The sequence below is a fragment of the Ornithinibacillus xuwenensis genome (genome assembly GCF_039614845.1).
GTDB classification, from domain to species: Bacteria; Bacillota; Bacilli; order Bacillales; family Amphibacillaceae; genus Ornithinibacillus; species Ornithinibacillus xuwenensis.
On record NZ_JBDIML010000008.1, the window covers coordinates 68,978 to 89,273 of the forward strand.

A 20,296-nucleotide genomic window follows, 5' to 3' on the forward strand; every position below is an offset into this window, starting at 1 on the left:
TGGTTAGAAAGAAAAGTTGGTTTCCTATTAAAATGTTAGGAAACCAACTTTTTTATTGAACTATTTTTTCAGGGACATCGAATTCTTGGAGGCTGCGAAGCCAATTCCTTTTCATTAGATTCGATGCTTCCGCTTTATTTCTTTCTTTTATCGCCGTAATGATATGTTGATGTTCTACTATAGAACTTTCTGTAAGTATAATGGAGTTGTGAAAAAATAATCTTCGAACATGTGCCTGAAGGTTTTCAACAATACCACTAATATAAGGATTGTCAGCAGTATCGACTATTAATTGGTGGAATTGCTCATCAATATTTAGCGCTAAATGAAAATTACCAGAATGGATTGCATCATGAAATTCCTGATTGATTGCTTGTAATGAGGCAATGCTTGCTTCTGTCATATTATCAGTAGCGAGCTCTGCTGATAAAGCCTGTAAAACTGCGAGTGGAGGCAGTAGCTCTTTGATGGATTCTTTTTCTACTTCTGTAACTTGTGTGGCCTTACCAGGATACATTTTGACGAACCCTTGTGACTCTAGTAATTGTAATGACTCTCTAATTGGCGTTCTGCTTACACCCAATGCCTCGGCTAGCTCGTTATCATTCAATTTTTCACCAGGTTGTAAGGTTCCATCAATAATCCAGTACAATATTTGGTTGTATGCGCTTTCCTTAGCCGTTTTTCGAACTGGTTTTGAAAGGTTGGTCGGTATTGGCATGGAAATCATCCTTTCAGCACTTTGTTATTACTAGTATACATGAAATCTACTATGATGAATATGTAAAAAAACAGTGATAGAATTGCAGTGATTTAGCCAAGATGTTTAATTTGTCTTTTTTGGAGAAAACTGAAACAATATAGGAGTAAACTAGTTGAATAGGAGATAGTAAAATGAAATGCAAAATAAATCGAAATGCAGCTAAGGTGCTGAAAAAAATGTTGGAAAGTGAAGACGCAAAAGGAAAGATGATTCGTGTTTTCGTGACCCATATCCATGGTGATCACGCACATTATGACATTGAATTAGATGTTCCGACAGAGAATGATGAAGTAGTTCAAACTGATAAAGAGATTGATATCATTCTTGAAAAAGGCAATGAGTACCTTGATGGGGTTTGGATTCAATATTTCTATGTCCCTCAAGAAGAAATGGTTATTACAAATCCAAAGATGGGTCACCATCATTAAAAGAATGTAGGGGTAGGGTGTGAGACGCTGCCTAAATAAGTAGAGGCACCTTCACATTTAGGTGCCTCTTCTCATTTTAATATGGGTCTGCCTCATGCCCTTTATCAACTGCATCTTTTACTGCTTGATGAGCATCCTTGGCTCCAAGTGGATGCATTTCTTCGCCTGCTTCCATTTTCATATTCTTCATTTCTTTTGCCTTCATTTCTAACCCTTCACGTAAGCGACTTCCGTATTCTGAATCTGCCTCTTCGGCAAGTGCAATCATCTTATCCTGTATACGCTTGTCACAAATAGCGAGGTCGTTTACAAGGTTAGTGATTAACTCATCCTTTTCCCACTTTTCAAAGCTACGGTAAGTTTCACCTGCTTGCTTTGTATTGTCATTCCGATCAATGGATTCTCGAACAAGATTTCCTTCAATCATTGGCGTATATTCCTTACCAACCTGTTCTGCTTCCTTTAAACCTCCTAGAATGGAAGGCTCATAATTAATATGTGGATTTTGTCCAGGTGCCTTGTCATTTGCATGTCGTAGTTGTCCACCTTCTTGATTGGTTGCAACGCGTTTCTTGGCTGCATTAATAGGGACCTGTAAATAGTTTGCGCCTACACGGTAACGCTGGGTATCGGAATACGAAAAGGTTCTACCCTGCAGCATTTTATCATCAGAGAAATCGAGACCATCCACAAGGACACCTGTTCCAAATGCTGCTTGCTCGACTTCTGTAAAAAAGTTCTCTGGATTTTTGTTCAGAACCATACGACCAACCGGAAGCCAAGGGAATTGGTCTTCGGGCCATAGCTTTGTATCATCTAATGGATCAAAATCAAGCTCTGGATGTGGACCGTCTTCCATAATTTGCACGAATAGCTCCCACTCCGGATAATCACCACGTTCAATTGCTTCATATAAATCCTGGGTGGCATGATTGAAGTTTTTTCCTTGAATTTCTTCTGCTTCTTTAACAGTTAGGTTTTTAATACCTTGTTTTGGTTCCCAGTGGTATTTTACTAAAACTGCCTCACCGTCTTTGTTTACCCATTTGTAGGTATTAACACCAGAGCCTTGCATCATGCGATAGTTCGCTGGAATTCCCCATGGAGAATAAACCAAAGTCACCATGTGAAATGACTCTGGAGAGCTTGCGCAAAAGTCGAAGAAGCGCTCTGGATTTTGAATGTTTGTCACTGGGTCTGGGCGAAATGCATGAATCATATCCGGAAACTTCATTGCATCACGGATAAAGAAAATTTTTAAATTGTTACCTACTAAGTCCCAGTTTCCATCCTCCGTGTAAAACTTTACCGCAAATCCACGCGGATCGCGTACAGTTTCCGGAGAATGTAGTCCATGTACAACGGTGGAGAAACGAACGAATACTGGTGTTTGCTTACCCTTCTCTTGGAACACCTTCGCTCTGGTGTATTTGGATACCGGCTCATCTCCTGCAGTTCCGTACGTTTCAAAATACCCATGTGCACCAGCACCGCGTGCGTGAACTATCCGTTCTGGAACCTTTTCGCGGTCAAAATGACTAATTTTCTCAATGAAATCATAGTTTTCAAGGGTTGCTGGACCACGATTTCCTACCGTGCGGATGTTTTGATTGTTCGTTACGGGATGTCCTTGTCTTGTTGTTAGGGTGTCATCATTTTCAATATTCGTTTCTGAGGTGTTCTTTGAATCTTTTTCCATCACTATCTCCTCTTTCATCAATACTTAATCACAATATCTATGCTTACCAGAACGAAGCGAAAATAATCGATTTTTGAAGATAATTTACAGATTGTGCGTGGAAAGCTATTCTAGTATTAATAAATAATAGAGAGCAAGGTGTCGAAATGGATCATATGATTATGGAAGCGGGAAAAGAACAGGTAGATAGTCTTACAAAATTAGGGATGGAATTATGGCCGGGCAATGAATATAGTGAACTGAAGAATGATTTCTTAGATAATATTGAATCAGACAACAACAAGCTATTTCTGTATCTGGATCGAGGAGTTCCGGTTGCGTTTTTACATGTTTCCATTCGGGTTGATTATGTAGAGGGTTCAGATTCAAGCCCAACCGGTTACTTAGAAGGGATTTATGTTCAACCTACACATCGTAGAAAAGGCATATCTACTTTACTGTTTAATGAAGGAAAGGCTTGGTTAAAGCGAAAAGGTTGTACACAAGTGGGTTCAGATATGGAAATTGATAATCAAGACAGCTATCCATTTCATATGAGTCTAGGATTCAAGGAAGCGGGTCGATTAATTACATTTATTCGTGATCTTGATTAACTCTTAATCCTTTTATACACCAAGTCATCATATGCTATGATAAGGATAGTGATTTAGGGGGTATTATGCTACATGAATTCGAAATGGAAAGAGATCTGGGATACCTTTATCTCAATTGAACATCTGAAGGATTTGGGAATAGCAATTGGTATCTTTTTGCTATTTCTTATATTTCGTAAACTGTTTACGAAATATATATTTGCCCTATTAAAGCGACTTGTAAAGCGAACAAGAATCAATTTGTTTTCCAATATACTAATATCGTTTGAAAAGCCAGTTCAGTGGTTGTTTATTGTGCTTGGGATACTTGCAGCAGTCACCTATTATCCATATTTAGATCCAGATAATGAACTTTTTAGGGATGTAATTAAAGCATTGATTATCATCCTATTAACTTGGGGACTTGTGCAATTATCATCCACTTCATCTGAGATATTTCGAAGTATTAATAATCGAACGAGTATAAAAATAGACGAGATCTTAATACCATTACTTTCAAGAGCATTGCAGTTTGTCATTATAGCAATCAGCATTAGTATTGTTTTAGGACTGTTCGGTTACCGTATTGATGGATTAGTGGCTGGATTTGGCTTAGGTGGACTAGCAATCTCACTAGCAGCTAAAGATGCACTCGCGAATATGTTTGGTGGCATTGTCATTATTTCCGAAAAACCATTCACAATTGGAGACTGGATTTTAACACCGAGTGTTGAGGGGACGGTAGAAGATATTACATTCCGAAGCACAAAGATAAGGACTTTTGCTCAAGCGGTGGTGACCTTACCAAATGCTACATTAGCAAATGAGCCAATAACGAATTGGAGTAAAATGGGCAAAAGACAAATCTCATTTTATCTGCGGTTAACCTATGATACACCTCGAGAAAAAATGGAAGTGGTGATTAGCAGAATTCGTGAGTTACTCCGTAATCATCCGGAAATACATCCTGAAACCATTATGGTTAATTTTGAGAAGTACATGGATAATGGGGTGGATATTTTCCTATATTTCTTTACGAAGACGACGAACTGGGAAAAGTATCTACATGTACGAGAGGATATTAATTTTAAAATACTAGAAATTCTAGAACAAGAACAGGTTTATATTGCAATACCTAGTCGGAAGCTGTATGTGAATTCTGAAGGAGATAACCAGTTTGGGATTATACAAGAGAAGGATAGGTAGTGTTTCATGAGGAAAATACAAGTATTTTCCTCGCGATGTATGAGTATAATTAGTATCAGGTATTATTAGTTTGTGATAAAATACTATAAAGTAGCAAGTAGAGTAGAGGGGACTGTCATGTATAAATTTGCAGCATATGTTTTAAAGTTTATATTAAGTTTATTTGGAAGAATTAAGGTTTATCAAAAGGATAAATTGCCAAGCGCTGGAAGCTATGTAATTGCCTGTACCCATACTGGATGGGTAGACATATTATGGTTAGGTGTTTCGGCATTGCCAACGAAAATCCATTACATGGCTAAAAAGGAATTATTCCAAAGTAAATTTTTGAAATGGTTAATGGAAAGCTTGCATGCATTTCCAGTAGACCGTGAAAATCCTGGACCAAGTACCATTAAAACCCCTAGAAAGCTTCTGAAGGAAGGGAAAGTTGTTGGGATTTTCCCTAGTGGAACCAGATCAAGTGAGGATGTACCATTAAAACGTGGTGCAGTTACAATTGCTGTGCATGCAGGTGTGCCTATTGTACCAGCAGCATATGTTGGTCCGAATAATTTCAAGGATTTATTTAAGCGTATGAAACCAAGGATTATATTTGGTGAGCCAATTCAGCTTGCAGAAGGTGTGTCTAAGAAAGAAGGCATGGAACTGTTAATGGTAGAGTTGGATAAAAGAATGAATGAATTGCAAAACCAAATTAAATAGCACGAAAAAAACCTTCATTTTAATATGAAGGTTTTTTATTCTTTAGATAAGCTTTTCGAAGCGTAAGCGTTTGTTTAATGCATAAACAATTGGTATACCAATTGCTAATACCGCAAATTCTCCTGCTGCAGTCGTTAACCAAGTAAATAAGAATGGCAACTCCAAAGCTAAGTTTAATTCAAAGGCAATAATAAACATATTGAACGTAAAGACTAGTGTATTTGCCACAAGTAATGCAACTGTATTTTTAACATACTTTGATAAAAGAATGATAATACCTAGTGAAATTGCAGAGTGTCCAACACCAAATACTAAATCATACCAACCAAGTGGTGAAAATAGTAAATTGTATAGGAATACGCCTATTACGATTCCAAAGAAGTATTTCTTATTGAAAACAATAAGATGATTGAATACCTCGGATATACGGAACTGGATATTTGTAAATCCGAATGGAACAATTAATGCCGATACAGCGATGTATAATGCAGCAATTAGTGCATTGACAACCAATGTTCTTGCTTTCATCTAATCTCTCCCTTAGTTTTTTTACGTGGGATGGTTTCGAACCACGTCTTTCAGATAACTTATCTAGTATAGTACAAACAAGCAAAAATAGAAAGAAGTTTTTGCTTACTAAATAGTATGGTTGAGAACGTGGAATTATTATTTAGAATAAGCAAAAACCCCGGTATAATACCGAGGTTCGTGAAACATTTTATTATTATTTTTCATCACGAAACACGCTACGTGGACGACGATTAGATTACTAGTAGTATATTGGAAATTGGAAACAATAGAACAGAAGTTATGGAAATAAATAGAGGATTGAATTCTTGACAGGTATTCGATATAAAACTATACTTACGATAAGTAATTAAATAATAATAAGTAATTATATAAGGGAGATAATAAGGTGGAAAAGAAATTCTTTCAGAAGCCGACAACCTATGTTGGAGAGGTTAATATTAACGTAAGTAACATCATTCATTCACTAGATTTTTACCAACGGGTATTTGGTTTTAAGATTTTGGAGCAAACAGAACGAAAGGTGATACTTTCTGCTGATGGTGAGCGACCATTATTAACACTAGAGCAACCAGAAGATGTAATGCCTAAAAAAGGTAGAACAACAGGCTTGTATCATTTTGCTATTTTGCTACCTACACGTGCTGATTTAGCAAGCTTTTTGAAGCATTTGATCCAAACAGAGGGTCATAGCTTACGTTTAGGAGCGTCAGATCATGATGTGAGTGAGGCACTTTATTTTGATGATCCGGATGGAAATGGGATTGAAGTGGCGTGTGACCGTAGTTCGTCGAAATGGGGCTGGAATGAAGGAATCGTTACAATGGGAACTACAGCCCTCGATGCAAATGATTTATTAGCAGAAACTGATCAAGCATGGGAAGGTATTCCCAACGATACCGTTATGGGCCATATCCATTTACATGTCGCTGATTTGGATGAGACGGAAACGTTTTATGTGAATGGTCTAGGATTTGATATTGTAACACGCTATCATGGTGCATTATTTGCCTCAACTGGAGGATATCATCACCATTTAGGCTTAAATGTTTGGAATGGTGTTGGGGCACCACCAGCAGCAGAAAATAGTGTTGGATTGAATTGGTTTACCTTAGTATTTGCAGATCATATGACGCGGGATAAACAGATGAAGCAATTAGGAGAGATTGGGGCAAACGTAATAGAGGAAGATGATTACTATGTTGTAAATGACCCTGCTGGAAATACGATTCGATTCGTTGTTGAGGAATAGAAAGGAATACTTGTCGCTTGTTTTCATTTCGATTAGCACTTGAAATTAGGAAGGAGGATGTTCAATGGCATACTATTGAACATCCTCTTTTTTGTTTAAAGCGCTTGATACCACTTTGTTGCTGCTTTTACTTCACTAATTGTCAGCTGGTGACCACTGTTTTCCCAATGTAGCTCAACTGCGGCACCGGCATTTTCTAAGATTTCCTTTAAATCCTCCGATTCCTGAGATGGACATATCGGGTCATTCATGCCAGCAGATATAAATACCTGTTTACCAGTTAGACCTGGTAATTCAATACCTCTTCTTGGCACCATTGGGTGGTGAAGACTTGCTCCTCTTAAACTATCCTGATAGTGAAACATTAGGCTTGCTGCAATATTGGCCCCATTGGAATAGCCTACTGCAATGATGTTATTGCGGTCGAATTCATATTTAGCTGCTGCCTCATTTAAGAACTCATGTAATTCGTTGGTACGATAGATTAAATCTTCTTCATCAAATACACCTTCCGCAAGTCGTTTGAAAAAGCGCGGCATGCCGTTTTCTAGGATATTACCTCGTACACTTAATATGTTCGCTTCGTTATCAATCATTTCTGCAAGTGGTAGGAGGTCTTGTTCAGTTCCCCCAGTACCATGAAGCAGTAATAATGTCGGCTTAGATGCATCAGTTCCCTTTTGAAAAATATGCTTCATCTAGAAACTTCCTCTCCTTTTATTGGTAAATCAAGAAAAAACAAATCATTCATTATCGGCTTTTAAACCAACGCGTTTTAAGACATCAATGACAACTCTTTTTTCTTCTGTAGTGATGTCGGAAAACATATCCTCGATAACCTGTTGATGTTTAGGGAATATTTCATCCATTAATTGTTTTCCCTGATTTGTTATTTGGATATAAACAACACGTCGGTCATCTTTACAATTACTTCTTTCCAGTAATCCTTTTGATTCTAGCTTATCGATTACGTACGTTATGGATCCAGTATTAATTAGTACTGCCTCGGAAACCTCACGAACCGTTAGTTTTCCTTTATGATAAAGAACCTCTAATATTTCAAAATCGGAAGTTCGCATTCCATAGCTGCTGATATCCGTTTTAATTTGTTCTTGAACAGATTTTGCTGATTTCATTAATACGACGAATGTCTTTAATGAAAGATTCTCACTCATGGTTACACCTTCTTAATCATCAATTAAGTATTATGAATTTAAATATCTTTAATTAAGTATATTCTAGGTAAATATTTGTAAACTGTCAAACAACATACTCATAGCGTTTACGTCATGGGGATAGGACTATACAAGCAAAAATAAAAAAACCTGCTCAATAAGCAGGTTAATCACTTGTAAAAATCTGATCGATTTCATTCATTTCTTGAGCGGTAAGGTTAATTTCCAAAGCGCTTAAATTGTTTAATACCTGTTCGGTTTTCTTAGCGCCAGGAATAACCGTATCAATAGCCTCCTGTGCAAGATACCATGCTAGAACGACTTGGGATACTTCGGCTTGTTTTCTGTTTGCGATTTGTCTTAACTGGTCTACCTTTTCTAAATTTTGTTCAAAAGCTTGCCCTTTTAAATGTGGCATATTTGCACGGAAGTCATTAAATTGCGTTTCCTTAGTATACTTTCCTGCTAGTAAGCCGGATGCAAACGGGAAGTACGGTACAAATGATATACCGTGCTGGATAGTATATGGAAAATAATCCTGCTCAGCATCACGATGAAATAAATTATAATGGCCTTGAATAACGTCAACATAGCCATCCTGATTTGCTTCCCGTAATTGTTCGGGGGAAAAATTAGATACACCAATTGCTCTAATCTTCCCTGCATCCTTTAGTTCTTTTAAGGTGCCGATAGCCTCGTATTTCGGTGTGTTTTCATCCGGATAATGTATGTAGAATAAATCAATGTAGTCCGTTTGGAGTCGCTTTAGACTGGCATCAACTGTCTCTCGTAAAAAATCTGGGGAATTATCGATATGCTTCTCTTCTCCAATAAACCTTTGTGCACCCTTTGTCGCGATGATGATTTCATGACGCTTACCAATTTCCCTAATTGCTTCCCCAACCAACTCTTCGGAACGCCCCATTCCATAACTGAATGCCGTGTCAACAAAGTCAAGACCTTCCTTAATTGCAGCCTTTATGAGTTCTTTATTGGCTTGTTCATTCAGTCCTGGATAAAGATTATGTCCACCTATAGCGTTTGCGCCAAGCCCAATAGGATTAACACGTAAGTCTGTATTTCCGATTTGTACCTGATTTGGCAAGATAGCTTCCTCCTTATTTGTAACTTTTGTATGATTATATGCGCTCCGTGATTTCAATAACAAGGAAATTGGCCCGTAGCGTTAACCTATTCCTTATTCAGTCTCTTGTTTTAATTTCATAAACTGCATTCGTTGATTAAATAGAGTTGGATAGGATAAATATCCAAGCATAATACTGGTGACAACGGCTGTTGTTAGAAGTAGGAATAAAATAAGTAATTGAAACTGAACTGCTTGGACTGGATCAGCACCTGCAATAATTTGCCCACTCATCATACCGGGCAGCTGGACAAGTCCAATAGTTTTTTGACTTTCAATAGTTGGTATGGTGCTTGCTTTAATTGCTGCTATTAACTGTCTGTGGATGGCTTGTTTTGGTGTTCCTCCTAGTGACAGAATAAGTTCTGTTTCATCCTGCTGATTTTCCACCTCTGCAATGAAACGATTTAAGAAAAGAATGCCTAACACCATTGAATTACCGATCACCATCCCACTAATTGGAATGATGTACTGTGGTGTAGGAGGAACTATTTGTAAACCAAGTAAAATACCTTGTGTCAAAATTTCAATAATAACAAACGTTACAAATAACTTCCATGTAATGCCTTTAATCGATGCACCTTTTTTACGAGCATTTTGCGTGGCAGCGCCAATCATTAAAAGAACCATAAGCACGATAAATAAAAAGTGCTCGGCATTAAAAACGTATTGAAGGATGTAGCCAACAGCAAGCAATTGAATAATAGAACGAACGGTTGCAATCAGTGAATCCTTTTCTAATCCTAGCTTTAACGTTTTAGAAAGGATTAATGGAATTAGAACAAAAATGAGGGTAAGTGATAGTGTCAAGAAGTTCATTCTAGTTCCCCCTTCACAAATTGTTGAACCCGCTCGTTCTTTGGATGATGGAGGATAGAGACTTCCCCAGTTTCTATAACTTCTCCCTCCATCATGACCCAAGTATAATGACCGATTTTAAGTGCTTGATCGAGATTATGTGTTATCCAAATAATTGTAGTAGCATATTTTTTATTTATTTTTACAATTAATTCTTCGATATCGTGTTGTGAAACGCGATCTAGCGAGGAGGTGACTTCATCTAATAGTAGAATCTTCGGTTTATTAACAAGGGTACGAGCGATGGAAAGCTTTTGTCGCTGTCCCCCTGATAAATCCTGGGCATTTCGGTATAGGAAGCTTTCATCCAAGCCAACATCCTGCAATAATTCCTCCGCTTTAGTTAAAGCAATTTTTTGACCTTGTAATGTAAGTGGAAGTTCCAAGTTATCTAATACAGTTCCTTTTATCATGGTCGCGCTTTGTAATGCTACCCCGACATTTTTCCTGAGAGAAATCGGATCATATTCATGGATTGATTTTCCTTTTAGTTGAAGTTCCCCTGAGCTTGGCGAACTTAAGCCGTTGCATAGTCTAAATAAGGTGGATTTTCCAGCGCCAGAAGGACCGACAAGCGTTGTGATTTTGCCTTCTGGAAAAGAGCCACTAATGTCTTTTAGGATATGTAATCCATCAGCTGAATAATTTACATTCATGAATTCAACAATGGGTTTTTCTATTGTATTCATTTCGTCACTTCCTATTGGTTTGATACTATATTCATAGTGTGCATAGCTTAAAAGCTAATAACTCTTTCCTGATTCTACCATACCTCTTTTTAAATGGTTGTAAACGAAAAAAGCAGCTAAATCCATAAAGGGGTTTCAGCTGCTCCATTATTAAATTAACGTTAATTGATGACCCAAATGCTTTGCTAGTTCAAGCATTCCATATTTACCTGCAATTGCTTCTGCATCCGAATTATAGTTTGTATTGGTGTTGACATCATACGTAAAAATCTTACCTGTTTGATCGCGAATAAATTCAATTCCTGCAATTTGAATGTGATTAGCTGCCAGGAATTTTTCATACTTCTCTAGTATAGGGTCGGTAAAGCCCTCTATAATCTCGAATTTTGGTTTATTGGCTACTTCTTCCCCTACTGGGCAGAATAAATCGTCAATGGTACAAGCGTCTGCAGGGCATAACTCAAAGCCTTCTGAGGTATCCACGCGTACTGCATAGATAAATTTGCCTCCGATAAATTCACACCGTGTAATGAATGGCTCGGGTGCTTGAATGTATTCCTGTATGAGCGTAATTCCATCAATAGAAGGCTCGAAGGTTGGTCCATTTACATAATCTTCAAGTGACTCAATGGAATGGAATAGCTGAACACCTAATCCCTTTCCTGCCCGATTATGCTTCGTAATAAAGGAAGACAAATTTAATTCTTTCGCAGCTTTTATAATTTGTTGCTTCCCCACAGCGGCAATCGTTTTAGGGGTGTGAACGTTCGCTGCGTTTAATGCCATATATTGATTTACTTTACTTACTTCAAGTCTAAGTGCACGATTTCCGTTAAATACTTTTCTTCCGTGGTGCTCTAACCATGATAGGACTGCCTCTGTTAATTCTGGTGCATAACGATGATTTCTTGTATGGGAGGATGCACTAATACGATTATAAAAGATTCCTTCTGGAGGACTAGAGGTTAGGTCTACTGTTCCTTCATCTAAAAACCATTCCTCATAGGGTAGATTAAGTTCATCCAAACGTTTTGTTAGATGGTCGGTCCATTCTGAATTCTCATGAATGATATAGATTTTTTTAGACATGACCTGATCAACACCTTTCTGCTTCTTTAATCATACCAAATAACTCGGATTTAAGATATCGGTATGCAAACAAAAAACTCCCCAGAGTAGGGAGTTAGACTTGGTTACTTTACAATTAATACGGGGCTAGTTGCTCTTTTCGCAACCTTATGGCTGACACTTCCCAATACCATTTCTTGAAAGGCATTAAGCCCTCGGCTTCCAATTACGATAACATCATAATCATTTTTATTGGCGTAATTTACAATGGTAGGACCAGGATCGCCATTTAGGAATATAACCTCAAAGTCCACATCTGATTGCTTTGCTTTTTGAACAATTAGTTCAAGCTTTTCTTTTCGTATATCAGCTGCATCCTTACCCCAGTTATTTAAGATTTCATCCTTTGAATGCTTGGGGTCAACCACATAGATGATATCGACCTTTGTATTCATGCTTAATCGAGCAAGCTCAAAAGCCTTCTCGCCTGCTCTAATGGAATGCTCTGAGCCGTCTGCTGCATAGAGAATCTTCTTGAACATGGGAATCCTCCTCTACCAAACTATTAGCGTGCCAACAATTGGTTGAATAGCTACAAATTACATAAGTACAATGAAATTATTTTTCATTATATCATATATGGGTTTAAGACAGAGGATATTTAAGAAATTGAAAGGAAATGAAAAATGATTGCGCTTTCTTTATCGTTTCACAAAAAGGTTAAATCCCTATATAATACAGTTTGTTCAAAACGGCCCCGGCTTTCGTGAGAGTCGAAAGTCAACAATGAAATAGGAAAAAGAGGTGCATCATGTATTTATCAAAATTAAAAACAGAATGGTTTGGAAATATCAGAGGTGATATTTTAGCTGGAATCGTTGTGGCAATTGCCTTAATTCCGGAAGCGATTGCGTTCTCTGTAATTGCTGGAGTCGATCCAATGGTTGGGCTATATGCTTCTTTTTGTATTGCAGTAGTTATTGCCTTTGTCGGTGGTCGACCGGGAATGATTTCAGCAGCAACCGGTGCAACGGCACTACTTATGGTTACGTTAGTTGCCGAGCATGGATTACAATATCTATTTGCGGCAACCATTCTTACTGGAATTCTGCAAATCATCATGGGGGCATTAAAGCTAGGGAGACTCATGAAATTTGTTCCTCGTTCTGTCATGATTGGCTTTGTAAATGCTTTAGCAATCATGATTTTCATGGCACAATTGGAACATTTTGAAGGTGCAAATTGGGAAATGTATGCCATGTTGGCTGGTGCGTTAGCCATTATCTACATCCTTCCAAGATTTATCAAAGTAATTCCAGCTCCGCTAGTGGCAATCATTGTGATTACAGCAGTAGCAATTTTTACAGGAAGTGGTGTGAAGACAGTTGGGGATATGGGCGAGTTAACCCAGTCACTGCCTTTCTTCTTAATTCCGGATATTCCACTTACGTTTGAAACGCTTCAAATTATTTTTCCATATGCGTTGTCGATTGCAATCGTTGGTCTTGTTGAGTCTCTTCTAACAGCATCCATTGTGGATGATATGACAGATACGAAAAGTGATAAGAATAAAGAAGCTAGAGGTCAAGGTATTGCGAATATTGTTTCTGGATTTTTCGGTGGTATGGCAGGCTGTGCGATGATTGGTCAATCCGTTATTAATGTGAAATCTGGTGGTAGAGGAAGGTTATCTGCATTAGTTGCCGGGGGATTCCTCATGACCCTTATTTTATTATTAAATGGATTATTAGTGCAAATCCCGATGGCGGTATTAGTTGGTGTTATGTTTATGGTATCCATCAGTACATTCGATTGGTCATCGATAAGAAATATTCGTAAAACACCAATAACCGATACCATCGTTATGTTTGCAACTGTCGTTACGGTGTTTTTCACACATGATTTATCAAAAGGTGTATTGGTAGGAATTATCTTAAGTGCTGTCTTCTTTGCTTCAAAGATTTCTAAGGTGAAGATTGTCTCATTAGCTGATAATGATGCGAAGAAGAAGGTATATCGAGTTTCTGGTCAGCTTTTCTTTGCTTCGGTAACTGATTTTGTGGAAAGCTTTGACTATAAAGAGAATGTAGAAGAAATTAAATTAGACCTAACGAATGCGCATATTTGGGATGATTCAGGTGTTGGGGCAATTGACAAGGTTGTTCAGAAGTATCATCAAAATGGTACAAAGGTAGAGGTTGTTGGTTTAAATGACGAGAGTACGAAGCTAGTAGACAAGCTAGCGAATTATAAGAAGCCTGGTGGATTAGACAAGGTTGCTGGGCATTAATGGATGAAGAGAGTTAACGGAGGTTAGCTCTCTTTTTGTGTTTGCTGATAAAATCAGGAAAAAAGTCGATAAATCAAATTTTGCCGAATTATTGACTAGTATCGCCGATAAATAGTTCCGTTTCGCCGATTTATCCTACAATTCGCCAATATCTATTGAAGCTAATTTATACTTTAGGAAGGTATTTCCATATGAAGAATAGAATAGTATAGGAATATTCAATTACAACGAGGAGTGTATGCCGATGTCTAAGGGATTACTGCATCATGTGGAGATTAATGTTTCGAGTCTAGCAGACTCGGTTGCGTTTTGGGGCTGGTTGTTAGAAGAACTAGGCTATCAGTCTTTTCAAAGATGGGAAAAGGGTAGAAGCTGGAGGTTAGGAGATACCTATCTTGTGTTGGTACAAACAGAGGAGCGTTTCTTAGCTATTCCTTATCATAGAAGTAGTGTTGGACTAAATCATCTCGCCTTTCACGCAGAATCGAAACAACAGGTTGATCGAGTAACCAACCAATTAAGGGAGAAAGGTGTTCGAATCTTATATGAAGATAGGCACCCATATGCAGGTGGAGAGAATCATTATGCCGTTTACTTTGAGGATCCAGATCGGATTAAAGTGGAAATTGTTGCACCAGAATACTAGATAGATGGGGTGATGAAAATGAATGCAAATGAACTGAAGTTATTATTAGAAGGCTTTAGAGCCAGCGATTTTCAACAACAAGGCAGCATGGATATTGGTATGTTAACGAATGCAATGCTCGAACATATCGGAAGTACAGATCCAGACCTACGAGATTTATTGATTTATCCTTGTTTTTCGACACTACTGATAAATGGGAATTATCCACCGCCGGAGCTAAATCGAATACTTACTATTTGTTTAGATGAAAAGCACCTATTTTATAGGATTGGAGAAGTACATGGTGATGGTGTATTTACTCGATCATTCTCCTCACTCATCATTGCAGTGTTGTTACATATTAATTTACGTCAATCCTTTTTAGCGGATGAGCAAGTGGAGGAAGCTGCCGTAAAGCTTCTTGACTACGTAGAAAAAGAAACAGATATTCGCGGATTCGTGGAAGGTAAAGGATGGGCACACAGTATTGCTCATATTGCAGATACATTAGATGAACTTGTGAAACAACCTCAACTAACGGAAGGAAAAAGAAGAGAAATAGCCGGAGCGATATTAAATAAGATGAGCTTTGATAAGGGGTACTACTTATTTGAAGAGGATGAAAGAATGGTTATTCCAATGGTTTCATTGCTCCAAACAGGAATAGACCAGGATTTTCTTTATGAAAGTATTAAACAGATTGCCGATGACTTGCAAGTAAAATTTGCCAAAGATGCAACGAATCTATTTATCTATCGCACCAATATGAAACAATTCTTCAAGAGCTTGCTCATACATTTAGAAGTTATCCATAAGCATGAGGAGCTTCAGAAACATATTAAGGATGCCCTAAAGATTATTAATCAGCCGTATTACAACGTATAATACTGGGGGAATAAGTATGAATCCAATATTAATAGACTTTCCAAGTGAATTTGAGACCCAAAGGCTATTCATCCGAATGCCTGTACCTGGTGATGGGAAAATGGTATATGAATCAAAGCAGGCTTCCCAAAATGAATTATTGCCTTGGATGCCCTTTGCCCATTCTGAACAAAACGAGGATGATACAGAAATTAATATACGAGAAGCACACGTGAAGTTTCTAACCAGAGAGGATTTACGATTACTTGTATTTCACAAAGAGACGGGTGTATTAATTGCGAACGCTGGATTACATCGGATTGATTGGGAGGTTCGAAGGTTTGAAATAGGCTATTGGATTGACAGTCGTTTTAGTGGAAAAGGTTACATGACGGAAGCTGCTGCGGCAATAGCTGATTTCGCATTTCAAGAATTAGCAGCAAATCGCGTAGAAATACGATGTGATGCTAAAAATGTAAAAAGTCGTGCCGTTGCGGAGCGAATTGGTTTTGAGTTAGAAGGAATCCTAAAGAAGGATAGTGTCGATGTATATGGAAAAGAATTACGCGATACGTGTGTATATGCAAAGGTAAGATAATTTCATGAAATTTTGTTTTCGTAAAAGTGGTTTACAAATACCTCGGAATTCTATATAGTATAGTTACCTAATAATTCTAGGTAGGTGAGAATATGTTTGATCGGGAGTTAGTAAAAGGAAGCACGTCATTATTAGTCCTACAGCTATTAAATGAGCGTGATATGTATGGCTATGAGCTTGTTAAGGAGATGGATCGACGTAGCGAACATCACCTTCAGATGAAGGAAGGAACGCTATATCCAGCACTGCATAAGCTTGAAAAACAAGAATATATTGCGTGTTATTGGCAGAACCAAGAAAAAGGTCCGGCTCGTAAATATTATCGGATTACGACACAAGGTAAGGAAATGCTTGAGACGAAAACAAGCGAGTGGCATAAATATGTTCAGGTAATGAATAACCTAATCGGGAGAAGCGAATTGTGAAATCCGGGGAGGAACGGTTTTTCCAAGAGCTAGAGCAAGTTCTTGGAAAACACCCTGAAAAAGAGCAGATAGTTGCGGAGTACCGATCACATATCTATGAGTTAATTCAAGAAGAGGGTCTTTCCGAAGAAACGATGTATGAAGAAATAACGAAGCGACTGGGCTCACCTGAAGAGATTGCTGCTATTTGGAAGCAAGAGTCTAAAGTAACAGCAAAGCGGATGCAGATTTTATTTGTTGTATTGAATATTCTATTGTTCATTGGTGGAATTACATTGACAGTAGCATACAATATTTATCAAATTGAATGGATAGAAGTTGTATGGGCCAGATTAACAGCAGTTCCATCGCTTGTTATTATCGTGTATATGTTGTTCTGGGGCTTACTAGGCTATGAGATTGGTAAGGAATTTGGTAGTGGGGGACTAAAGATAGTACGGAAGACATTTACATATGCGATTATCCCCAATTTAATTCTCATGTATTTAATTGTATTTAAGCTTATACCACGTGACTGGTTTCAACCATTATTGAATGGACCGTTTATCGTGGCTTGTATTGCTTTAACAATTGTATTATATCCGATAAGCTGGATTGGATATCGCTGGGGAAAGAAAGCATCCGTTTAAGCTACGCTCTCCCCCGGCATATGAAAGTTTTTTGTTATTTTTTTATCTATATACCTAGAATAATGATGTATATAGAATAACGATATGGGTGGTGAAATGAAGTGAAACAAAGTAAAGACGGTTTGCTATTTTTAGGAATATGTTTAGCACTTGGGATACTAGCTGAAATTAGTTTTTTTCATGGTGCAATAGGGATAGCATATCCGGTATTCATTGCAGTGTTTTACACCGTTGTATTTTATCGAATTGGTCTTTCCTTTACACATCGAAGAATTGGAATATTATTAATGGTTGTCATTTGGATATTATCGGCATCCTATTTATTTTTTGATAATATCTTTTTCTACCTGCTTAATAGTCTTATGATACCGGTGTTAGTATTTGCGCATATTGTGCTAATAACAGCTCCCAACCATATGAAATGGTCATCCATCCAATTTTTGAATTTGTTTATACAAAAGATCGCACGAGCATTCAGCTATAGCACACGGCTTGTGAAAGTATTGTTTCGTCGTCTGTTTAAACAAATGAAAGATGAAACGGCGCTGCTTGTAAAACGTATCATTATTGGATTGTTAATCGGTTTACCACTGCTTCTGTTTATTACGGTTTTATTAATGTCTGCCGACGCTGTATTTGGTGACATGATGATGGAAGTACCAGAATTTATCTTAGACCTGAATTTCCTTGAGGGATTTTTCCGTAGTCTTGTTGCACTGTTTTTAATGCTAGTATTTTTTGGGGTATTTCAAGTTCTTCATAAAAGGTATATTCCACCAGTGGTACATTCTTTTAAGGAAAAGAAGAAAGCGGTTCGGTGGGATCATGTTATTGCTGCAACCATTTTAATTTTATTAAACAGTATTTATCTATTATTTGTGGTAATTCAATTTAAGTACTTTTTCGGTGATGCCTTACAAGGGGACTACACTTATGCGGAGCATGCTAGAAGAGGATTCTTTGAATTAGTATTTGTTACGATGATGAACTGGTCGTTATTGATAATATGCTTAAAGTTTGTGAAGGCAACGAAGCGTTCCGCTGATTATTTTATGAAAGTCATGTATTCCCTTTTGATTATGGCAAGTGGTGTGATGTTAATATCGGCTTACCAACGCTTAAGTATGTATGAAGCAGCGTATGGGTTTACGATGGATCGTATTTTGGCACATACCTTTATGCTATTTCTAATTGTAATATTTGCCTATACATTTATTCGTGTTTGGCTTGAAGGGATATCGTTGTTGCATTTTTATGTGATCGCCGGGTTACTATTTTACACGGCTTTAAATGCAATTAATCTTGAAAAGATGATTGTGGACAACAATCTTGAACGTTTTGAGGAGAGTAATAAAATTGATATTTACTACTTAAATTCACTTTCGTATTCCGGTATTGAGGGTTTAATCACTTTATATGAAAAAGATCCTAATTATCCAGATTTACGGATGATTCTTCAGGACCGAAAGCAAATGATTGAAAATATTAACCTTGATACATGGCAATCATTTAACTTTAAGAAGCATAAGGTAGTTAAGAGGCTACAAGAACTCGAACTTTAACGAAGGAGGAAGACCGAATGGATTCCACTATCCCTAAACATATTGCAATTATAATGGACGGAAACGGAAGATGGGGGAAGAACAGAGGGCTAACTCGCAGTGAAGGACATTATGCGGGTTCGCAAACAATGGAAAAAATTATCGACGCAAGTGTTGATATAGGTATTGAGATACTAACGTTATATGCCTTCTCAACCGAGAACTGGACCCGCCCTCAAGATGAAGTTAATTATTTGATGAATTTACCGGTGAAATTTTTCAAGCAAAAGCTACCGGAATTTATGAGAAAAAATATAAAGGTTCATATATCAGGTGATGTTGAAAGTCTCCCGAAGAAGACTCGAGAAGCTGTTTTAAAAGCAATGGAGAAAACGAAGGATAATACCGGCTTAATTGTTAACTTTGCTTTGAATTACAGTAGCAGAAGGGAAATATTACAGGCAATTTGTCATGTGATACGAGAAGCGGAAGGTCAGCATTTGAGTATAGACCAGTTAGACGAGAGCGTCTTCCAAAATTATTTATATACGAAGAACCTTCCAGATCCGGATATTGTCATTCGAACTGGTGGGGAAAAGCGCGTAAGTAATTTTCTATTATGGCAATCATCGATGTCGGAGCTTTACTTTATTGATGTCTTATTCCCTGATTTTACTAGGGAGTTTCTTGAAAAAGCGATAAATGAAGTGAATCAACGAAGAGCAGCCAATTATGATGAGTGGGTAGGATGAGGACATACCTCATCCTATCTGTTTTTATGTGCTGGTTCATGATCTAGCAATGTAGAAGAAAACGTAGTGGTGTATTCATGCTAGGATTAGCTCTGAACCTCCCGAAATTTCACACGGATAATTTCTTCTGTATTATTATCAAAGGTAATGTCAATGAAAACGCCAAATTCTTTATCAGGTGCTTCAAGCCAAAGCTTGAAAGTTTCTGTTGAATTTGCAATACCTGCATCTCTTCCAACATGGAGATAGTCAACTATTTTCGCATGTGGGTACTTTTCCTTTGTTTTTTGCATCGCAAGTCGCCCCCATTTTGCATATGGTGGAACTTCTTTTTGGGCGTATAGCTGTTCATTTGTTGGAATTGATGTGGTAATACCGAAAAATAAGAAAGAACAGCAAAGTATTTTAAACAGGAATTTATTCATGTTCCTAACCTCGCTTGTGTTAGATTTTTTGGGAAGGAAAAGATCGTACTAGAAAGGGTG

The 20,296-nt window shown here is 37.6% G+C and carries 23 protein-coding genes, 1 pseudogene and 1 riboswitch; of the genes and pseudogenes, 13 read left to right on the top strand and 11 right to left on the bottom strand.

What is annotated here, in order from left to right:
* Positions 1-52: 52 nt before the first annotated feature.
* A complete protein-coding gene (locus ABC228_RS17310; RefSeq protein WP_345826428.1) occupies positions 53-721 on the bottom strand; it encodes a GntR family transcriptional regulator in 669 nt (222 codons plus the stop codon).
* Between the two features lie 173 nt (positions 722-894).
* Between ABC228_RS17310 and ABC228_RS17315 the strand changes: the two genes are divergently transcribed.
* Complete coding sequence (locus tag ABC228_RS17315) at positions 895-1,191, top strand: iron-sulfur cluster assembly accessory protein (RefSeq protein WP_345826429.1); 297 nt, start codon at positions 895-897, stop codon at positions 1,189-1,191.
* A gap of 76 nt (positions 1,192-1,267) precedes the next feature.
* On the opposite strand, the gene ABC228_RS17320 is transcribed toward ABC228_RS17315, so the two are convergent.
* The gene (locus tag ABC228_RS17320; protein WP_345826430.1) at positions 1,268-2,890 is read right to left on the bottom strand and encodes a catalase; all 1,623 of its coding nucleotides are present in this window, start codon (positions 2,888-2,890) and stop codon (positions 1,268-1,270) included.
* A gap of 146 nt (positions 2,891-3,036) precedes the next feature.
* On the opposite strand from ABC228_RS17320, the gene aac(6') reads away from it, so the two are divergent.
* From aac(6') to ABC228_RS17335, 3 genes are all read left to right on the top strand, one after another.
* Positions 3,037-3,483 carry an aminoglycoside 6'-N-acetyltransferase gene (gene aac(6'), locus ABC228_RS17325; RefSeq protein WP_345826431.1) on the top strand — a complete coding sequence of 149 codons (447 nt, stop codon included), beginning with the start codon at positions 3,037-3,039 and terminating at the stop codon, positions 3,481-3,483.
* A gap of 72 nt (positions 3,484-3,555) precedes the next feature.
* A complete protein-coding gene (locus ABC228_RS17330) occupies positions 3,556-4,668 on the top strand; it encodes a mechanosensitive ion channel family protein (RefSeq protein WP_345826432.1) in 1,113 nt (370 codons plus the stop codon).
* Between the two features lie 117 nt (positions 4,669-4,785).
* Positions 4,786-5,373 carry a lysophospholipid acyltransferase family protein gene (locus ABC228_RS17335; RefSeq protein WP_345826433.1) on the top strand — a complete coding sequence of 196 codons (588 nt, stop codon included), beginning with the start codon at positions 4,786-4,788 and terminating at the stop codon, positions 5,371-5,373.
* 42 nt (positions 5,374-5,415) lie between these two features.
* Here the strand turns inward: ABC228_RS17335 and ABC228_RS17340 are convergent, their stop codons facing one another.
* Positions 5,416-5,901 (bottom strand): QueT transporter family protein, encoded by a 486-nt coding sequence (locus ABC228_RS17340; RefSeq protein WP_345826434.1) that lies wholly within the window; start codon positions 5,899-5,901, stop codon positions 5,416-5,418.
* Positions 5,902-5,907: 6 nt separating this feature from the next.
* Positions 5,908-5,952, bottom strand: a riboswitch (PreQ1 riboswitch).
* A 337-nt stretch (positions 5,953-6,289) separates the two neighbouring features.
* On the opposite strand from ABC228_RS17340, the gene ABC228_RS17345 reads away from it, so the two are divergent.
* Positions 6,290-7,153: a VOC family protein gene (locus ABC228_RS17345; protein ID WP_345826435.1), complete on the top strand. Its 864-nt coding sequence runs from the start codon at positions 6,290-6,292 to the stop codon at positions 7,151-7,153.
* Positions 7,154-7,248: 95 nt separating this feature from the next.
* Here ABC228_RS17345 and ABC228_RS17350 read toward each other — a convergent pair whose 3' ends face one another.
* The 7 genes from ABC228_RS17350 to ABC228_RS17380 all read right to left on the bottom strand — a co-directional run bounded on the left by ABC228_RS17350 (position 7,249) and on the right by ABC228_RS17380 (position 12,629).
* A complete protein-coding gene (locus ABC228_RS17350; RefSeq protein ID WP_345826436.1) occupies positions 7,249-7,851 on the bottom strand; it encodes an alpha/beta hydrolase in 603 nt (200 codons plus the stop codon).
* Positions 7,852-7,896: 45 nt separating this feature from the next.
* Complete coding sequence (locus tag ABC228_RS17355) at positions 7,897-8,328, bottom strand: MarR family winged helix-turn-helix transcriptional regulator (protein WP_345826437.1); 432 nt, start codon at positions 8,326-8,328, stop codon at positions 7,897-7,899.
* Between the two features lie 166 nt (positions 8,329-8,494).
* Positions 8,495-9,433, bottom strand: coding sequence for an aldo/keto reductase (locus ABC228_RS17360; protein WP_345826438.1), 939 nt, complete (start codon positions 9,431-9,433; stop codon positions 8,495-8,497).
* Positions 9,434-9,526: 93 nt separating this feature from the next.
* A complete protein-coding gene (locus tag ABC228_RS17365) occupies positions 9,527-10,291 on the bottom strand; it encodes an ABC transporter permease (protein ID WP_345826439.1) in 765 nt (254 codons plus the stop codon).
* The gene (locus tag ABC228_RS17370; protein WP_345826440.1) at positions 10,288-11,019 is read right to left on the bottom strand and encodes an ABC transporter ATP-binding protein; all 732 of its coding nucleotides are present in this window, start codon (positions 11,017-11,019) and stop codon (positions 10,288-10,290) included. Before ABC228_RS17370 ends, ABC228_RS17365 begins: the two co-directional genes overlap by 4 nt.
* A gap of 150 nt (positions 11,020-11,169) precedes the next feature.
* Positions 11,170-12,108, bottom strand: coding sequence for an ATP-grasp domain-containing protein (locus ABC228_RS17375; protein WP_345826441.1), 939 nt, complete (start codon positions 12,106-12,108; stop codon positions 11,170-11,172).
* Positions 12,109-12,212: 104 nt separating this feature from the next.
* Positions 12,213-12,629: a universal stress protein gene (locus ABC228_RS17380; RefSeq protein WP_345826442.1), complete on the bottom strand. Its 417-nt coding sequence runs from the start codon at positions 12,627-12,629 to the stop codon at positions 12,213-12,215.
* Positions 12,630-12,898: 269 nt separating this feature from the next.
* On the opposite strand from ABC228_RS17380, the gene ABC228_RS17385 reads away from it, so the two are divergent.
* The 8 genes and pseudogenes from ABC228_RS17385 to uppS all read left to right on the top strand — a co-directional run.
* On the top strand, positions 12,899-14,377 hold the full coding sequence (locus ABC228_RS17385) for a SulP family inorganic anion transporter (protein ID WP_345826443.1): 1,479 nt from the start codon (positions 12,899-12,901) through the stop codon (positions 14,375-14,377).
* 244 nt (positions 14,378-14,621) lie between these two features.
* Positions 14,622-15,023, top strand: a complete 402-nt coding sequence (locus ABC228_RS17390) for a VOC family protein (protein WP_345826444.1) — start codon at positions 14,622-14,624, stop codon at positions 15,021-15,023.
* Positions 15,024-15,041: 18 nt separating this feature from the next.
* The gene (locus ABC228_RS17395) at positions 15,042-15,887 is read left to right on the top strand and encodes a DUF2785 domain-containing protein (protein WP_345826445.1); all 846 of its coding nucleotides are present in this window, start codon (positions 15,042-15,044) and stop codon (positions 15,885-15,887) included.
* A gap of 16 nt (positions 15,888-15,903) precedes the next feature.
* Entirely contained in the window at positions 15,904-16,464 is a 561-nt protein-coding gene (locus tag ABC228_RS17400; RefSeq protein ID WP_345826446.1) for a GNAT family N-acetyltransferase, read from the top strand.
* Between the two features lie 92 nt (positions 16,465-16,556).
* Positions 16,557-16,889 (top strand): PadR family transcriptional regulator, encoded by a 333-nt coding sequence (locus ABC228_RS17405; protein WP_345826447.1) that lies wholly within the window; start codon positions 16,557-16,559, stop codon positions 16,887-16,889.
* Complete coding sequence (locus tag ABC228_RS17410) at positions 16,886-17,518, top strand: HAAS signaling domain-containing protein (protein WP_345826448.1); 633 nt, start codon at positions 16,886-16,888, stop codon at positions 17,516-17,518. Before ABC228_RS17405 ends, ABC228_RS17410 begins: the two co-directional genes overlap by 4 nt.
* Positions 17,519-17,619: 101 nt before the next feature.
* Positions 17,620-19,080, top strand: a complete 1,461-nt coding sequence (locus ABC228_RS17415; RefSeq protein WP_345826449.1) for a DUF4153 domain-containing protein — start codon at positions 17,620-17,622, stop codon at positions 19,078-19,080.
* 11 nt (positions 19,081-19,091) lie between these two features.
* Positions 19,092-19,811 (top strand): annotated as a pseudogene (gene uppS, locus ABC228_RS17420) (undecaprenyl pyrophosphate synthase); the annotation flags it as partial.
* An 86-nt stretch (positions 19,812-19,897) separates the two neighbouring features.
* On the opposite strand, the gene ABC228_RS17425 reads toward uppS, so the two are convergent.
* On the bottom strand, positions 19,898-20,236 hold the full coding sequence (locus ABC228_RS17425) for a DUF3889 domain-containing protein (RefSeq protein WP_345826451.1): 339 nt from the start codon (positions 20,234-20,236) through the stop codon (positions 19,898-19,900).
* Between the last annotated feature and the right edge of the window lie 60 nt (positions 20,237-20,296).

Bases quoted from the DNA above. Each gene is read 5' to 3' on its own strand.
- ABC228_RS17310 (WP_345826428.1), bottom strand. From the start codon at position 721: ATGCCAATACCGACCAACCTTTCAAAACCAGTTCGAAAAACGGCTAAG.
- ABC228_RS17315 (WP_345826429.1), top strand. From the start codon at position 895: ATGAAATGCAAAATAAATCGAAATGCAGCTAAGGTGCTGAAAAAAATG.
- ABC228_RS17320 (WP_345826430.1), bottom strand. From the start codon at position 2,890: ATGGAAAAAGATTCAAAGAACACCTCAGAAACGAATATTGAAAATGAT.
- ABC228_RS17330 (WP_345826432.1), top strand. From the start codon at position 3,556: ATGAATTCGAAATGGAAAGAGATCTGGGATACCTTTATCTCAATTGAA.
- ABC228_RS17335 (WP_345826433.1), top strand. From the start codon at position 4,786: ATGTATAAATTTGCAGCATATGTTTTAAAGTTTATATTAAGTTTATTT.
- ABC228_RS17340 (WP_345826434.1), bottom strand. From the start codon at position 5,901: ATGAAAGCAAGAACATTGGTTGTCAATGCACTAATTGCTGCATTATAC.
- ABC228_RS17350 (WP_345826436.1), bottom strand. From the start codon at position 7,851: ATGAAGCATATTTTTCAAAAGGGAACTGATGCATCTAAGCCGACATTA.
- ABC228_RS17355 (WP_345826437.1), bottom strand. From the start codon at position 8,328: ATGAGTGAGAATCTTTCATTAAAGACATTCGTCGTATTAATGAAATCA.
- ABC228_RS17365 (WP_345826439.1), bottom strand. From the start codon at position 10,291: ATGAACTTCTTGACACTATCACTTACCCTCATTTTTGTTCTAATTCCA.
- ABC228_RS17370 (WP_345826440.1), bottom strand. From the start codon at position 11,019: ATGAATACAATAGAAAAACCCATTGTTGAATTCATGAATGTAAATTAT.
- ABC228_RS17375 (WP_345826441.1), bottom strand. From the start codon at position 12,108: ATGTCTAAAAAAATCTATATCATTCATGAGAATTCAGAATGGACCGAC.
- ABC228_RS17380 (WP_345826442.1), bottom strand. From the start codon at position 12,629: ATGTTCAAGAAGATTCTCTATGCAGCAGACGGCTCAGAGCATTCCATT.
- ABC228_RS17385 (WP_345826443.1), top strand. From the start codon at position 12,899: ATGTATTTATCAAAATTAAAAACAGAATGGTTTGGAAATATCAGAGGT.
- ABC228_RS17390 (WP_345826444.1), top strand. From the start codon at position 14,622: ATGTCTAAGGGATTACTGCATCATGTGGAGATTAATGTTTCGAGTCTA.
- ABC228_RS17395 (WP_345826445.1), top strand. From the start codon at position 15,042: ATGAATGCAAATGAACTGAAGTTATTATTAGAAGGCTTTAGAGCCAGC.
- ABC228_RS17400 (WP_345826446.1), top strand. From the start codon at position 15,904: ATGAATCCAATATTAATAGACTTTCCAAGTGAATTTGAGACCCAAAGG.
- ABC228_RS17405 (WP_345826447.1), top strand. From the start codon at position 16,557: ATGTTTGATCGGGAGTTAGTAAAAGGAAGCACGTCATTATTAGTCCTA.
- ABC228_RS17425 (WP_345826451.1), bottom strand. From the start codon at position 20,236: ATGAATAAATTCCTGTTTAAAATACTTTGCTGTTCTTTCTTATTTTTC.